Raw genomic sequence first — 13,200 nt, forward strand, 5'->3', positions numbered from 1 at the left:
TGGGCGGAGTGCTTCAACACCAGCCCGAACGGTTTGTGGCGGTATCAGCGGCAGCCCCCACCCCACGCTGCGCCTCACCCGCCCCGCGTGAGAGGCTGCGCTTTCCGTATGCCGGTGCGGCGCTGGAAGATCGTGGCGATGGCGGCAAGTCCGGCCATGACGGCGAAGACCAAGGCGATATCGCGATAGGTCGTGGCAAAACCGAACCTGGCGATCCAGGGCTGGCTTACGAGCGGCGATATGAAATGCCCGAGAAACATCGATGCCGTGACGATGCCGGCGATACGCCCGCGCAACCGTAGCGGCGCAAGCATGATCGTCGTGGACATGATGGACGGCATCACGGCGCCAAGGCCAGCCCCCACCACGGCCAGCGCCGACAGCATGGAGGACAGACCGCCTGCCGTGGCAAGCAGCGCAAAGCCCGTGGCCATCAGCACCAGTCCAGCCGCCAGAATGACGGTCACGCCAATCCTGGCACGCAACCGCCCGAAGCTGAGCGCCATCAGCGCGCCTGCCAGATTGAAGATGCCGATGGCATAGCCTGCAACGCTTCCGGAAAGCACCCCGAACTCGCGCAGGAAGAACGGCAATTGCGAGGGGATGGTGTAAAACAAGGCGTTGACGAGAAACACCGCCATGGCCAGCACGGCCACCGGCAACCAGTTGACCGCAAGGCCCTGCTCGCCATTCTGCGTGGCGCGGCTGCTGTTCCTTGCCGGTTCCCTCAGGAAAAACAGGGCCGCCGGCAGGATGAGCAACGCCACGGCATAAACAGCAAAAGGCGCGCGCCAGTGGATATCCGCGAGCCATCCACCCGCCACCACGAAAACGACGCCACCCAGCTGGGTGAAGGCCTGTTGAAGGCCAAGATAACGCTCCCGCGCCGGCCCCTCGAAATAATCGCCCACCAGCGCCGTGCCGATAGTCATGATGCCACCGATCGCCAGACCCAGAAAGGCGCGGCCGACGAGCAGGCCAGCCAGACTGTCGGCAAAAAGGCCGGATATGCCGGACAGGCTGTAAAGCAGGATCGCGCCGAGCAGCAGCCGCTTGCGGCCAAAACGGTCCGCCAGCACGCCGGCGATGGGCGCGCAGAGCGCCACGAACACCGACGGCAATGTCAGCACCATGCGGCTCATGATCTCTACATCAGGCGTCGACAGGAAGCTCTGTTCTATGGCGGGCAACGAGGGCGCGACCGTGGTTCCGGCCATGATGGTGAGCGTGGCGACGAACAGCAGCGTCAGCTTCAGCGCCGGGGAATTCTCGGTCATGGAACGTCCTTCGATAGTGTTCCATGCTTTGATAATTCCTCAACCATAGTTGAGGTCAATAGCCGCGGACAAAAAAGCGGCAGGCCTTTCAGCCTGTCGCATTCATTTCCAATAGTGGCGTCAACATGCCGGCCGCGTCAGGCGGCCGCGCGCCGCAATGCCGTCGCTACCGTGTGGATATGGGCAGCACCGATACCGCAGCAGCCGCCGATCATGGTTGCGCCGGCATCCGCCCAGGAGCAGGCGAAACGCGAATAAACATCGTCAGTCAGGTCGGTGCGGGTGCCGTGCAGGCCTTCATTGGCGGCGGAATCGCCCTGTTCGCCTTCGAAGGCATTGGCATAAACGCCGATTTCCAGCGATACGCCCTTGTCTGCGAACACGGCGGAGGCGGTTTCGACGGCGGCTTTCATGATTTCCGGCTTGCTGCAATTGAACAGCAGGGCGGCAGCGCCCGATTGCGCCGCCCATTCGGCGGCAGCCTTCACCGTTTCACCTGACCGTAGCGCGGGTTCGCCACCGGCGACCGCAGCGGCGTCGTCGTTCAGCGTGAAGGAGATCCAGAACGGCTTATCCGTTGCGGCAACGGCCTGGCGCACCGCTTCGCCCTCGGCGATCAGGCTCAGCGTTTCGCCGAGCCAGACATCGACAGAAGGCGCGAGATTGTCGACCAGTACCTTGAGATAGTCCTGCACCCGGGTGGCATCGAAATTCTGCGGCTCGTAGGAGCCGAAGATCGGCGGCAGCGAGCCGGCCACCTGCACCTTGCGGCCGGAAGCATCCGCCGCCTCACGCGCCAGCTGGCCGGAAAGGGCGATCAGCGACGCGCCATCCTTCTGAAAGCGCTCCTCGCCGATGTGGAACGGCACCAGCGCATAGGAATTGGTGGTGACGACATCGGCGCCGGCCTCGATGAATTCCGCATGCACCTGCCGCACGATGTCAGGCGCATTGATCAGCGCCAGTGCCGACCATTCCGGCTGTTTCAGCTCGGCGCCGAGCCGCTGCAATTCGCGGCTCATGCCGCCGTCGAGGATACGGATAGTGCCCATGTTCATACTCCTTGAACGGTTTTACCGCCGGACCGGCACCTGCCGTTCGACAAGGCCGAAACAGCGGGCAATGATGGCGGTGAGAATGAGATAAAAGACGGTAACGACGATCAGCGGCTCATAGACCAGCAGCGTATCCTGCCGCACCTTGTAGGCGACGGCGTAGAGGTCCATCACAGTGACCGTAAAAGCAAGCGGCGTCGCTTTGAGCTGCATCACCACCTCCCCGGTTATGGTCGGCAGCGCGATGCGGATCGCGCGCGGTAACCAGATGCGGCGAATGAGGGTGAAGCGGCCCATGCCGAAAGCCCGGCCCGCCTCCAGCTCGCCCTTCGGCACGGCCAGCAGCGCACCGCGCAGCACCTCGGCCTCATAGGCCGCGTAATTCAGCGTGAAGCTGACGGCGGCGAAGAAAAAGCCCTCGCGCAGCACCGGCCACATGAAACTCTGGCGCAGGCCAGGGATCATCGGCAGAAACGAACCGACGCCATAATAAAGCAGCCAGAGCTGGATCAAAAGCGGCGTGCCGCGGAAGAAGGTGCAATAGGCGCGCGCCAGAATTTTCGTCACCCGTCCGCCGCTGACCTGCGCGAAGGCAAGCCCGATAGCCAGCACGAAACCGATGCTGACGGAGATGACGAGCAGCGCCAGCGTCTGCCAGGCGCCGGACAGAAGCAGCGGCCAATATTTGGCGACCCATGAAAAATCCATGCCGTTCCCCCTCAGGCCAAAGCCGGCTGGCCGCGCCGCACCCGGCGTTCCAGCTGTGAAAAGACGAGGTTGGAGACGAGCGTGATCGCGAGATAAAGAAACGCCGCCGCAAGGAAGAACAGGAAATATTGCTTGGTGCTGGCCCCCGCCAGCCGTGTCGCCAGCGCCAGTTCCTGATAACCGACCACGGCCACCAGCGCGCTGTCCTTGGTCACCGCAAGCCAGAGATTGGCAAGGCCCGGCAGCGCATTCGGCAGCAGGGCTGGTAGGACCACACGGCGGAAACGCAGGAACGGCGACATGCCGAAGGCCCGCGCCGCCTCGATCTGGCCGTTCGGCACGGCAAGGATCGCGCCGCGCAGCACCTCGGTCATATAGGCGCCCTGCACGAACCCCAGAACCGCGACGGCGGCAACGAACCCGTTCACCTCAAGCGGCGGCAGGCCCATCAGTTGCAGCAGCCGGTTCAAACCGTCGGTGCCGGCATAATAAAGCCCGACGATGAGGATCAGTTCGGGAACCGCGCGGATCGCCGTCGTGTAGAGATTGAGCAACAGGCCAAGCGGCCTGTTGCCGGAAAGCTTGCCGAGCGCGCCGGCAAGCCCGATAACGATACCAATCAGATAGGCACCGGCGGAAATGGCAAGCGTCGACGCCGCACCCTTCAAAAGGGTGCCGCCCCATCCCGGAGGATAGGGTGACAGCAGTTGCAGCGTGGTTTCAAGGCTTGCCATTGATGTGACCGGTCAGGAGAAATTAGTTACCGTAGATATCGAAGCTGAAGTATTTCTTGGTGATCTCGTCATACTTCCCGCTGGCGCGCACGGCAGCGATAGCAGCATTCAGCTTGTTCTTGAGTTCGGTGTCGTCCTTGCGCAGGCCGCCGGAAACGCCAAGACCCATGATTTCCTTGTCGTCCGCCACATTGCCCATGTCGGCGCAGCAATCCTTGCCGGCATCGCTCTTGACGAAGGCATCGAGAACGAGCGAGTCGCCGAAGACATAATCGATACGGCCGGCGGCCAGATCCTGAAACGCCTCGTCCAGCGTCTGGTAGGTCTTTTCGTCAGCAACAGCGGCGAAATATTTCTTGTAATATTCGGACTGGATGGTCGCGACCTGAATGCCGATGGTCTTGCCCTTGACGTCTTCCGGTGCCGCACCCGGCTTTTCACCCTTGGCGCCGATCAGCTTGCTTGGCGTGTTGTAATATTTGTTGGTGAAATCGATGACCTTCTCGCGCTCCTGCGTGTTGGACATGGACGACCAGATGACATCGAACTTCTTCGTTTGCAGCGCCGGGATGAGGCCATCCCAGGAAAGCTCGACGATCGAGCACTTTTCTTTCATTTCCGCGCAGACGGCGTCCATGAGATCGATTTCCCAGCCCTGCCACTTGCCGCTGGCATCCTTGGCAAAGAAGGGCGGGTAGGATTCGTTCATGATGCCGAAGCGGACATCGGCGCTGGCGGTGAAGGCGGAAACCGCAAATGCCGTTCCGGCAAGCAGCGTGGCGAAGAATTTCATTTTAAGTCTCTCCTGTTAAAACAAACGGCGAAGCGAAACGGCCATTACGCCAGCGCGCCGGTAAATTCCCTGCAACGGGCGCTCAACGGATTGCCGAACACCTGCGCCGGCGGCCCCGTTTCCTCCACCCGGCCCTGATGCAGAAACATGACCTCGGTGGAAACATCGCGCGCAAAGCGCATCTCGTGGGTGACGAGCAGCATGGTGCGGCCTTCTTCGGCCAGATCGCGGATGACCTTCAGCACTTCGCCCACCAGTTCCGGATCAAGCGCCGAGGTGGGTTCGTCAAACAGCATCACCGCCGGCTCCATGCAGAGCGCGCGCGCAATGGCGGCACGCTGCTGCTGCCCGCCGGACAAAAAGGCCGGATAGGCGTTTTTCTTGTCATAGAGACCGACCTTGTTCAGCAGGGCTTCGGCCTTTTCGACCGCTTCATGCCGCCTGACGCCCAGAACGTGAACGGGCGCCTCGATGACGTTTTCGAGAACGGTGCGATGGGCCCAGAGATTGAAATTTTGGAACACCATGCCAAGCCCGGTGCGCAGCTTTTCCACCTGCCGCCAGCTTTTCGGCACGGCCTTGCCGTCCCTGCCCATCTTCGTGGCGATCTCTTCGCCATTGACGATGACCCGGCCGCGATCCGGCGTTTCGAGAAAGTTGATGCAGCGCAGGAAGGTGCTCTTGCCGGAGCCGGACGAACCGATGATCGATATGACATCGCCCTTGTGGGCTTTCAGCGAAACGCCCTTCAAAACTTCATGCGTGCCGAAGCTCTTGTGGATGTCATCCGCCTCGAGCGCACAGGCGCCTTTATCTGTCATCTATTGACCTTGCCGATCCGTTTTTTTGTGCCGACCACGCCAAGAGCCGGGGCTTCGCGCTGAGACATGCACAATAACAAAGACTTGAGCCGCGCATGTTTAGCGAAAATTGATGCAAACGCGCGCAACAATCGGCTCTTTTACATATTTGCCACGAAAAATCATTTCAAAATTCATCTGGGACGGACTAACGGCGAATCCTGTTGCGCATGGAGCGCCGCAGGACCGTTCCCGGTTCAGGGCGCGACACATTGCAGGAAGCCGCCGGCATTAAAACGCCTGTTCCGAATAGCCGGGAATATCGACCTCCCGCACCATCCCATTTTTCAGTTATTCGTGACGCATGGGAAATAGCACAGCGATTATTCGCCGCTGTAAGCAATCAAAATCGGCAGCGAAGACTGGTAACTTCATTCCCGAAAAATCCACTTCAAAACCACGGAAACGTCGATCAAATCTGTACCATATTTCACCTGTTGGTTGCTCGTTCAAATATAATTTGTTAACCTACCGAACGGCGGGGAATATCCCGTAACAGACTGAGACAATGGCATTTTATTTTCTCACAGCGCTTCGCGGGCGGCTCGTTTCACGGGTTTTATATCTATATTAAGAAGTTCAAATATACGCTGCCTATGGTTGATTTCGTAAATGCGCAAAAAGCTGGAGGCCGGCGGTGGACGTTCAGATGCACACCCATAGTGGCAATGGCAACAGCGATCAGTCGACACAACGCCCGGTTCAGCTGAGCGCAACCGGTATTCGCCCCATGCGCAGGGATGACCTACCCGCCGTCGAGGCCGTGCTCAACAGCGCCTTCAAGAAAACCGGGCAGGAGCGCAACTTCGACTTCCGCTCTTATATCGAAAGACTGTTCTTCGGCAGTCCCGTCTTCAGCCCGGAAAACGGCAGCGTCGTCTACGACACTGGCGAAAGGGTCACGAGCGTCATCCTCGCCATACCCATGCGTTTTGTCGTGCATGGAAAAACCATTACCGCGAGGCTGCTGTGCGCCTTCGCATCGGACGGCAAACTTGGTGCGCTCGGAGCAGCGCGCCTCTCGCGCGGCATGCGGGCATCAAAACACGACCTGTTGTTCTCGGATACGGCCTCCCCCGTCAGTGCCGATCACTGGGTGGCGATCGGCGGCAATATGCTGCCGATCGAAAGCCTGCAATGGCACAAGGCGCTGAAGCCCTTCTGCACGATCGCTCTGCGCATGCCCCGCCGTTCGAAGCTGGCCAAAACCACGCTTGCCCTGACGGCGCTTGGCTTCGTGGATGGAATCCTGCGACGCTGGAAGAAGGGTTTAAGGCCGCATGAGGTCGCCGGCGCCAGGGTGAGAACCGTGGATTGCGAAACCTTCCGCCGCGAAGCGCTCGCAAAGATCGAACGGTTTTCCATTCGCCCGGAATGGTCCCACGAGGAGTTTCATTGGCTGGTGAAGATGAGCCGGGCCAATGAAAGCCTCGGCGAACTGAAAAGCCTGGTGATCGAGAATGCCGAAGGCCATGTCATGGGCGCCGCGCTGTTTTTCGGCCAGCGGGGACGGACGGCCTATGTGCTCAATCTCGTCTGCGACGCCGGTCGCGAAAATGATGTTCTCAACACCCTGTTCTGCCATTTCGATGACGAGAATTATGCCCACATCACCGGCATGTCACAGCCCTTTCTCATAAACGCGCTTTATCGCCAGAACCATATGAGCTTTCGCCATGACGGCTATTTCTGCATGGCCACCCGCGATGACGCTCTGAGGGAAAAGGCGCTGGCCGGGGATATCTATATTGGCGGGTTGTGCTCGGAAAGCTGGAGCAAGCTCATCACCGACTATTAAGGTCACTGCCCGACGCCGCACCGGAACAGGCGCGACGTCCTCAAGCCTTGGTAAAACGCCCGACATTGGCAGCGATGAGATGGCGCAATGCTTTCGCATAGCGTTTGGAACGCGTCTTGGCCGCGAGCGCGCTTCCCCAGTCCACCATCGATCCGTTGATATCGAAATCGCCGAGCTGACCTTCGGGAATATTGCCCTTTTCGATACGCTCGACGATCGAAGCGAGCGCCGCGTAGAATTCCGGTGAACGATAGGGCGGATGCAGCGAATACATGCCCGTGCCCGTGCCGAGAAAATCGAGCCGGTGGACGCCGCTGCGCATCATGTTAGTGCTCAGCACTTCCTCGGCGGGCATGGAGACCGGCTGCTGGTTATAGGCAAGAGAGCGGATGCGCCGCTTGACATCCGGCCGCAGCAATTCCAGCGAGCCGATCCGCTTGGCGAAACGCTCCATGTCGATCATGAAAAGCCGCGTGGAAACGGTGGCGAAACGCCAGGTGGGGATGCGCGACGGCAGCTTGCGCGGCGCAGGGATATTCTTCACCCCGGGCATGCCGACATGACGGGAAATATCGAGATCGCCGCGCACTGTCGGCGGACCGGAAAAGGGCGTGATGCACAGCGCATCCGGATTGGCCTTCTGCAGCGCAACCGCCTCGCTGAACCAGCTCGGGCTGCCGCCGCCGAACATCATGTCGCTGTCCATATGCAGCACATATCGGGCATTGGCGCGTTTCAGCCCGTAAAAATAGACATGGAACGGCCCGCCGTCGAAAGCCTTGGCGGGATAGGGAATCGGCGAGCGTGAAAAGAAAGTCTGCGTCACCGCGCTGCGCGCCGCATCGCTGTAATCGACGATATCCACATAGAGATGCGGATAGTTGATCTGCATTTCATCCAGCATGTCGAAAAGACGCTGGCGCGCTGAATCGAAACCGTTGCCCTTGTACCGGCCGGCCCCCACCTGCCCCGTATCGACCGTCAGGAGAATACGGTCCACCTGCCCGCCCCAGACCCGCAGCTGATGCGGCAGGGTAAGGGCCGCATGCGGAGCATCGAAAGGATGGAGGTTGATTTGCAGCGCCTTTTGTACGGGAGGAAGCGGCATTTCAGCATTCATAGTCATGCACCACGGTTCCGGAATTCATTGATGACGGCCATCATGGGTTTTTCGTTGAAACTCCAGTCGAGCGGCAGCGGCCGGTTGGCGGTGCCGTCCCGGCGTGGATAGGCCCAGCGGATCCAGCTGTATTGATCCGAAATGCCCCATGTCGTGATGGAAGAAAGCGGCCCGCCTGCAGAAGCGGCCTCGAGAAACTCGCGGACCTGGCCGGTGATCAGCATATCACGCTCGGCCTCCGGTGTGGGCAGCGTCTGGTCCATCACGTCAAGCTCCGTCACCATGACGGCAAGACCGTAACTGCGCATTTCCGTCGTGAAGGCCGCCAGCTCGTCCTTGGCGATTGGCCAGCCGCCACGCAAATGCCCCTGCAGGCCGACGGCGTTGATCGGCGCGCCCTTTTCGAGCAGCTCGAGGATGAGATTGCGGAAGGCCGCACGTTTGGCTGGCGATTTCTCGACAGCAAATTCCACGTCATATTCGTTGAGCACGAGCTGCGCCTTCGGATCGACCGCATGGGCGATGTCGAAAGCCTTCTTGATGGCGTCAGGCCCGGCGCCGTAATACCAGGCATCGCGCCGTGCACGCACATTGCCAGGCACGTCGGGGATCGGTTCATTGACGACATCCCAGCTGTGGATCACATCCTTATATCGCTCCATCACGGTGACGATATGGGTTTCCATCAGCTTCTCGACCTTCGCGCCGCCGACACTGGCAAGCCACGGCGCGTTGGAGGCATACCAGATCAGCGGATGGCCATGCATGGAAAGCTTGTGCTGGCGCGCGAAATTGGCGAGTGCATCTGCAGCGGCGAAATCGAAAACCTCTGCCGAAGGCCGCATCACCTCCCATTTCATTTCGGTGACGGGGGTAATGCGCGAGCAATATTTCACCACCGCCTCGCCGATACGGCTGTCGGCGGTAAGATCCGGCAGGTAGATGGCGGCGCCATAGGGGGCGGTTTTGATCGCAGCCTTCTTCTGCGCGGCAAAGGCCGGCCCGGCCACGGCATGCAACAGGCCAGCGCTTGCCGCACCACCCAGAAAATTCCGCCGCCCGATCCGCATCAACCCGCCTCCACAACCCCAGCGCATCATCCGAAGGGATGCATCGCGCTCTTATTCTCAAAACATAACATTTCAACCATGCCAAAAGGATATTAAAGATTTGCAAGGTTAACTGACGCTATACCACGTCGTAATTGGTGAGGCCCGCTTAATGCGGTAGTAACTTCACTGTGAGAATGCTTGGCCCGCCCCTCATGGAGTTAAAAAGCTTGGTCTCCGTCTCGATTGTCATTCCCGTTCGCAATGGCGAGCGTTACATCGTGGAAGCGATCGAAAGCGTGTTGCTGCAGGGCGAGACCATCCGCGAAGTGCTTGTCGTTGATGACGGCTCCACCGACGCCACCGCGCAAAAGGTGGAAGGGTTTTCCGATCCCCGCGTCAAACTACTGGCCCGGCCGCAGGGAAGACAGGGCGTTTCCGCCGTGCGAAATTTCGGCCTGTCGCAGGCGCGCGGCGAATGGACGATGTTTCTCGATGCCGACGACCGGCTGAAACCAGGTGCGATAACAGCACTCTGCGCCGGCATCTCCGGCCCTGACGTCGTCGCCGTCTATGGCGATTACGAGCGTATCGACGAAAACGGAACAAAGATCGGTCGGCGCAACCTCATCCGCCGCCGGGAAAAGCCTGACGGTTTCATTCTCCAGTCGCTGCTCGGCGGAAACTTCATCGTCAATGGCGGCATCATGCTGGTCAGAACCCGCATCTTCCAGGATTTCGGCGGTTTCGACGAGACGTTGCGTTATGCGGAAGACTGGTATGGCTGGTGCCGGCTGGCCGCCGCCGGCCGTTTCGTCTATCTGCCCGGCTGCCATGTGCTCGATTACCGGGTGCACAGGACAAGCGTGATGATGAACAGGCTTTTGACCTTCCGCGACTGCGAACCGGCCATCGAAGCCGTGTTTTCCGATCCCGCCATCGTCGCCGCCATTTCACCGCAGGAACTGCGGCGGCTGCGCCACCGGTCCGAAAACCACATGAATGCCTATACCGTGGCACAGGCCTTCCGCGCCCGCCGCTACCGCGAGGCTTTTTCGGCGCTTGCCGATACCATCCTCAACCGCCCGCGCCAGAGCCTCAGGGCCGTGGTCTTTTCCGCCGCCGCACTAGCCGGAATTTAGGAGTTTCCATGCCCGAGATCATGCCGGAAGCGGTGGTGTGCATTCCGAGTTTCCGCCGGCCGGAAGGCCTGCAAAAGACGCTTGCATCGCTCGCAGCCCAGAAGGTCGATTTTCCCTTCGCCGTCGTCGTGGTCGATAATGACGGCGCAGGCCAGCAGGGCCTCGCCGTTGCGCGCGCATTTTTCGCACAAAACGGCATGGCCGGTCAGGCACTGGTGGAGCCGACGCAGGGCAATTGTTACGCCATCAACACGGCATTTCGCACAGCGCGACAGACTTATCCTTCGGCTGAGTGGTTCCTGATGATCGATGACGACGAGGCCGCCTCCCCCGTATGGCTTGGCGAAATGGTGTCGGCAGCAAAATCCTTCGGCGTCGATATCGTCGGCGGACCTGTCAACCGCGAATTCGACGCACCGGCTTCGAAGGCGGTCCTGTCGCATCCGCTGTTCGGCTCCATCGAAGCACCGACCGGCCTTGTCGAGCAAATCCACGGATCGGGCAATTGCCTGATCTCGCGACGGGTGTTCGAAAGCCTGCCGAAACCGGAATTCGACGTGCAGTTCAACTTCCTCGGCGGCGGCGACATGGATTTCTTCACCCGCTGCCGCAAGGCTGGCTTTAAGTTTGCCTGGAATGCGCGCGCCGTCATCATCGAATATGTGCCGGAAAGCCGCATGGCACCGCGCTGGATCATGGAGCGCTCGCTCCGCACCGGCATCATCAATTACAGCATCGACCGCGCCCGCCGCCCCGGCCTGAAGGGTGGGCTGCTGCTCGCGGCCAAAAATGCCGTTAGCCTGTGCCTGTCTCTGGTGCGCGCCGTTTCCGCCGGGCTGAAAACCGGCGCACTGCTGCCCGCCACACATTCGCCGCTGATGTCCATCGGCCGGGTGATGGCAAGCCTCGGCATTACACTCACGCCCTACAAGGCGCCAGCAAAGAAGACCTGAACCCCGATCGTTCGCCCCGCTGGTTTAGCTGAGGGTCTTTTCCCTGCCGAATGACAACATGTTCAGGCGTCGTTTCTGCAAGCCGAACGACGAAAAAGCCGTCGCGAGAACGAGGAGCGGCACCAGCAGCGGCCAGAAGAAACAAAGGACAATGCCGGTCACCCGGTAAAAATCCCAGTTCTTGTCGCGGCGGGCACCTTCAATATAGGTCATGGCGAGAGAGGTGGCGGTGCCAATTCCATATATGAAAAGAGAAATGGACGTAATCACCATGGGTGTCCCCAAAATATCTCTGATTCGAATAAATTTGTAATATTGGGACAGTGTAGCGCGGTCCTTCGCAGTTGCAACGAATTTCAGCGGCAAAGCCCTTTGGCTCAATACGTTAGGGAAACCTGATGTAATTGACGCAATGCGATATGCTTGCCGCGGAAGAGGCTTGCCGCAGCTTTACCGGCCCTGACCCGACGCCCCGAAGCGATACTTCAGCAGCGAATATATCGCGATCGGATTGGTCAGCAGATACCGTTTTCCCAGACGCTTCGGCTCAAGCATCGCCCGGTAGAGCCATTCCAGCCCCATATCCTGCATCCATTGCGGCGCGCGGCTGTTCCGGCCGGCGAGGAAGTCGAAAAGGCCGCCGCAGGTCTTGATCACGGCGATGCCGGAAAGCCTGTCGAGATTGCGCGAAACGAAACGCTGCTCCAGCGGAATACCAAAGCCGACCCAGAGAATATCCGTTTTCGAAGTAGTGATATCGGCAAGGACCGCGTCTTCCTCGGCCCGGCTGAAATAACCGTTGCGCCGTCCCGAAAATACCAGACGCGGATAAAGCCTCTGCATTTCTTCGACCGCCGCGCGGTTCACCTCTTCCGAACCGCCGAGGAAATAAAACCGACTGCCCGTTTCTTCGGCGCGCTTGGCCACCGCATGAACGAGGTCCGTCGTCGCGACCCGTTCCCTCAGCGCCTGCCGGCAGAATTTGCGGGAGAAGATAACCAGCGACATGCCATCGGCGTGAATCTGGTCCGCCTGCCGCAGCATGGCGTCGAATTCCCGGTCGTGATGGCAGAGCGCAATGACCTGGCCATTCGCCGAGGTCGAATAAAACGGTCTTGCACCGGCCACGCGCTCTGTCGTCGCACGCAGGATGAAATCCCGCGCCGTTTCATCGATGGTCGCGTCAGTGATGGGCAGTGCCGCAAGAGGAATAACCGGCCAGTCCTGGCCCGGCCCTTCCGCATCCGCCATCTCTCTCCCTGTCATGATCTGTCCGGTGTCCAAGATAGGCATCGTTTCATTGTTATATTCACGTTTATGCTTAGGGTATAAGGCTTCAAACACTACGAAGAACTATCATTAATATTTTTATAAATCCCCACATGCCGCGGGCATTTTACACGCCTGAAAGTTGTGCGCCACTCCTGCCGCGCCTATTCCTGTTTTCCCGCCGATGGGGTAAGGGACCACGATATCAAACCTCGGAAAGGTCTTCGCCATGGAAACAATCTCGATCGACAATCGCGGCGATTTCGGCCTCTGGGCGATAGAACGAGCAAAGGAGATCGTCGCCAACGAAGCCTCCGATCTGGCCATTTCGGTGCGCGACGGCGACGAGACCGGCATTCGCGATGCCGGCAATGCGCTGGGCGCAGCCATCGCCGCCGCCCTGCTCGAGGTCTATGACGGCCTTATCTCGGAAGAATAAGCG

At 59.8% G+C, this 13,200-nt stretch carries 14 protein-coding genes; 4 read left to right on the forward strand and 10 right to left on the reverse strand.

The features are described 5' to 3' along the window. Positions 1-74: 74 nt before the first annotated feature. The 6 genes from ATU_RS11515 to ATU_RS11540 all read right to left on the reverse strand — a co-directional run bounded on the left by ATU_RS11515 (position 75) and on the right by ATU_RS11540 (position 5,388). A complete protein-coding gene (locus ATU_RS11515; protein WP_010972257.1) occupies positions 75-1,277 on the reverse strand; it encodes an MFS transporter in 1,203 nt (400 codons plus the stop codon). 137 nt (positions 1,278-1,414) lie between these two features. Continuing rightward, entirely contained in the window at positions 1,415-2,329 is a 915-nt protein-coding gene (locus ATU_RS11520; RefSeq protein WP_010972258.1) for a homocysteine S-methyltransferase family protein, read from the reverse strand. Between the two features lie 21 nt (positions 2,330-2,350). Further along, on the reverse strand, positions 2,351-3,040 hold the full coding sequence (locus ATU_RS11525) for an ABC transporter permease (RefSeq protein WP_010972259.1): 690 nt from the start codon (positions 3,038-3,040) through the stop codon (positions 2,351-2,353). 11 nt (positions 3,041-3,051) lie between these two features. Then, entirely contained in the window at positions 3,052-3,774 is a 723-nt protein-coding gene (locus tag ATU_RS11530) for an ABC transporter permease (protein WP_010972260.1), read from the reverse strand. Positions 3,775-3,796: 22 nt separating this feature from the next. Next, positions 3,797-4,567 (reverse strand): transporter substrate-binding domain-containing protein, encoded by a 771-nt coding sequence (locus ATU_RS11535; RefSeq protein WP_010972261.1) that lies wholly within the window; start codon positions 4,565-4,567, stop codon positions 3,797-3,799. A 44-nt stretch (positions 4,568-4,611) separates the two neighbouring features. Continuing rightward, positions 4,612-5,388 (reverse strand): ABC transporter ATP-binding protein, encoded by a 777-nt coding sequence (locus ATU_RS11540; protein WP_010972262.1) that lies wholly within the window; start codon positions 5,386-5,388, stop codon positions 4,612-4,614. Between the two features lie 769 nt (positions 5,389-6,157). Between ATU_RS11540 and ATU_RS11545 the strand changes: the two genes are divergently transcribed. Continuing rightward, the gene (locus ATU_RS11545) at positions 6,158-7,225 is read left to right on the forward strand and encodes a hypothetical protein (protein ID WP_035256005.1); all 1,068 of its coding nucleotides are present in this window, start codon (positions 6,158-6,160) and stop codon (positions 7,223-7,225) included. Between the two features lie 40 nt (positions 7,226-7,265). Here the strand turns inward: ATU_RS11545 and uppG are convergent, their stop codons facing one another. After that, positions 7,266-8,345 carry a polysaccharide biosynthesis glycosyltransferase UppG gene (gene uppG, locus ATU_RS11550; protein WP_035255885.1) on the reverse strand — a complete coding sequence of 360 codons (1,080 nt, stop codon included), beginning with the start codon at positions 8,343-8,345 and terminating at the stop codon, positions 7,266-7,268. 2 nt (positions 8,346-8,347) lie between these two features. Beyond that, a complete protein-coding gene (uppI, locus tag ATU_RS11555) occupies positions 8,348-9,415 on the reverse strand; it encodes a polysaccharide biosynthesis UDP-hexose transferase UppI (RefSeq protein WP_010972267.1) in 1,068 nt (355 codons plus the stop codon). 209 nt (positions 9,416-9,624) lie between these two features. Between uppI and uppH the strand changes: the two genes are divergently transcribed. Further along, on the forward strand, positions 9,625-10,536 hold the full coding sequence (gene uppH, locus ATU_RS11560) for a polysaccharide biosynthesis endo-1,4-beta-xylanase UppH (protein WP_236762278.1): 912 nt from the start codon (positions 9,625-9,627) through the stop codon (positions 10,534-10,536). An 8-nt stretch (positions 10,537-10,544) separates the two neighbouring features. After that, positions 10,545-11,489, forward strand: coding sequence for a polysaccharide biosynthesis UDP-hexose transferase UppJ (uppJ, locus tag ATU_RS11565; protein ID WP_010972269.1), 945 nt, complete (start codon positions 10,545-10,547; stop codon positions 11,487-11,489). 24 nt (positions 11,490-11,513) lie between these two features. On the opposite strand, the gene ATU_RS11570 is transcribed toward uppJ, so the two are convergent. Together ATU_RS11570 and uppL are read right to left on the reverse strand one after the other, a co-directional pair. Continuing rightward, entirely contained in the window at positions 11,514-11,762 is a 249-nt protein-coding gene (locus ATU_RS11570) for a hypothetical protein (protein WP_006311761.1), read from the reverse strand. 177 nt (positions 11,763-11,939) lie between these two features. After that, positions 11,940-12,740: a polysaccharide biosynthesis UDP-hexose transferase UppL gene (gene uppL, locus ATU_RS11575; protein ID WP_010972271.1), complete on the reverse strand. Its 801-nt coding sequence runs from the start codon at positions 12,738-12,740 to the stop codon at positions 11,940-11,942. Positions 12,741-12,987: 247 nt separating this feature from the next. Between uppL and ATU_RS11580 the strand changes: the two genes are divergently transcribed. Continuing rightward, positions 12,988-13,197: a hypothetical protein gene (locus ATU_RS11580; RefSeq protein ID WP_006311763.1), complete on the forward strand. Its 210-nt coding sequence runs from the start codon at positions 12,988-12,990 to the stop codon at positions 13,195-13,197. Positions 13,198-13,200: the final 3 nt, after the last annotated feature.

Source organism: Agrobacterium fabrum str. C58 (assembly GCF_000092025.1).
Lineage (GTDB): Bacteria > Pseudomonadota > Alphaproteobacteria > Rhizobiales > Rhizobiaceae > Agrobacterium > Agrobacterium fabrum.

Bases quoted from the DNA above. Each gene is read 5' to 3' on its own strand.
- ATU_RS11515 (WP_010972257.1), bottom strand. From the start codon at position 1,277: ATGACCGAGAATTCCCCGGCGCTGAAGCTGACGCTGCTGTTCGTCGCC.
- ATU_RS11520 (WP_010972258.1), bottom strand. From the start codon at position 2,329: ATGGGCACTATCCGTATCCTCGACGGCGGCATGAGCCGCGAATTGCAG.
- ATU_RS11525 (WP_010972259.1), bottom strand. From the start codon at position 3,040: ATGGATTTTTCATGGGTCGCCAAATATTGGCCGCTGCTTCTGTCCGGC.
- ATU_RS11530 (WP_010972260.1), bottom strand. From the start codon at position 3,774: ATGGCAAGCCTTGAAACCACGCTGCAACTGCTGTCACCCTATCCTCCG.
- ATU_RS11535 (WP_010972261.1), bottom strand. From the start codon at position 4,567: ATGAAATTCTTCGCCACGCTGCTTGCCGGAACGGCATTTGCGGTTTCC.
- ATU_RS11540 (WP_010972262.1), bottom strand. From the start codon at position 5,388: ATGACAGATAAAGGCGCCTGTGCGCTCGAGGCGGATGACATCCACAAG.
- ATU_RS11545 (WP_035256005.1), top strand. From the start codon at position 6,158: ATGCGCAGGGATGACCTACCCGCCGTCGAGGCCGTGCTCAACAGCGCC.
- uppG (WP_035255885.1), bottom strand. From the start codon at position 8,345: ATGAATGCTGAAATGCCGCTTCCTCCCGTACAAAAGGCGCTGCAAATC.
- uppI (WP_010972267.1), bottom strand. From the start codon at position 9,415: ATGCGGATCGGGCGGCGGAATTTTCTGGGTGGTGCGGCAAGCGCTGGC.
- uppJ (WP_010972269.1), top strand. From the start codon at position 10,545: ATGCCCGAGATCATGCCGGAAGCGGTGGTGTGCATTCCGAGTTTCCGC.
- ATU_RS11570 (WP_006311761.1), bottom strand. From the start codon at position 11,762: ATGGTGATTACGTCCATTTCTCTTTTCATATATGGAATTGGCACCGCC.
- uppL (WP_010972271.1), bottom strand. From the start codon at position 12,740: ATGGCGGATGCGGAAGGGCCGGGCCAGGACTGGCCGGTTATTCCTCTT.
- ATU_RS11580 (WP_006311763.1), top strand. From the start codon at position 12,988: ATGGAAACAATCTCGATCGACAATCGCGGCGATTTCGGCCTCTGGGCG.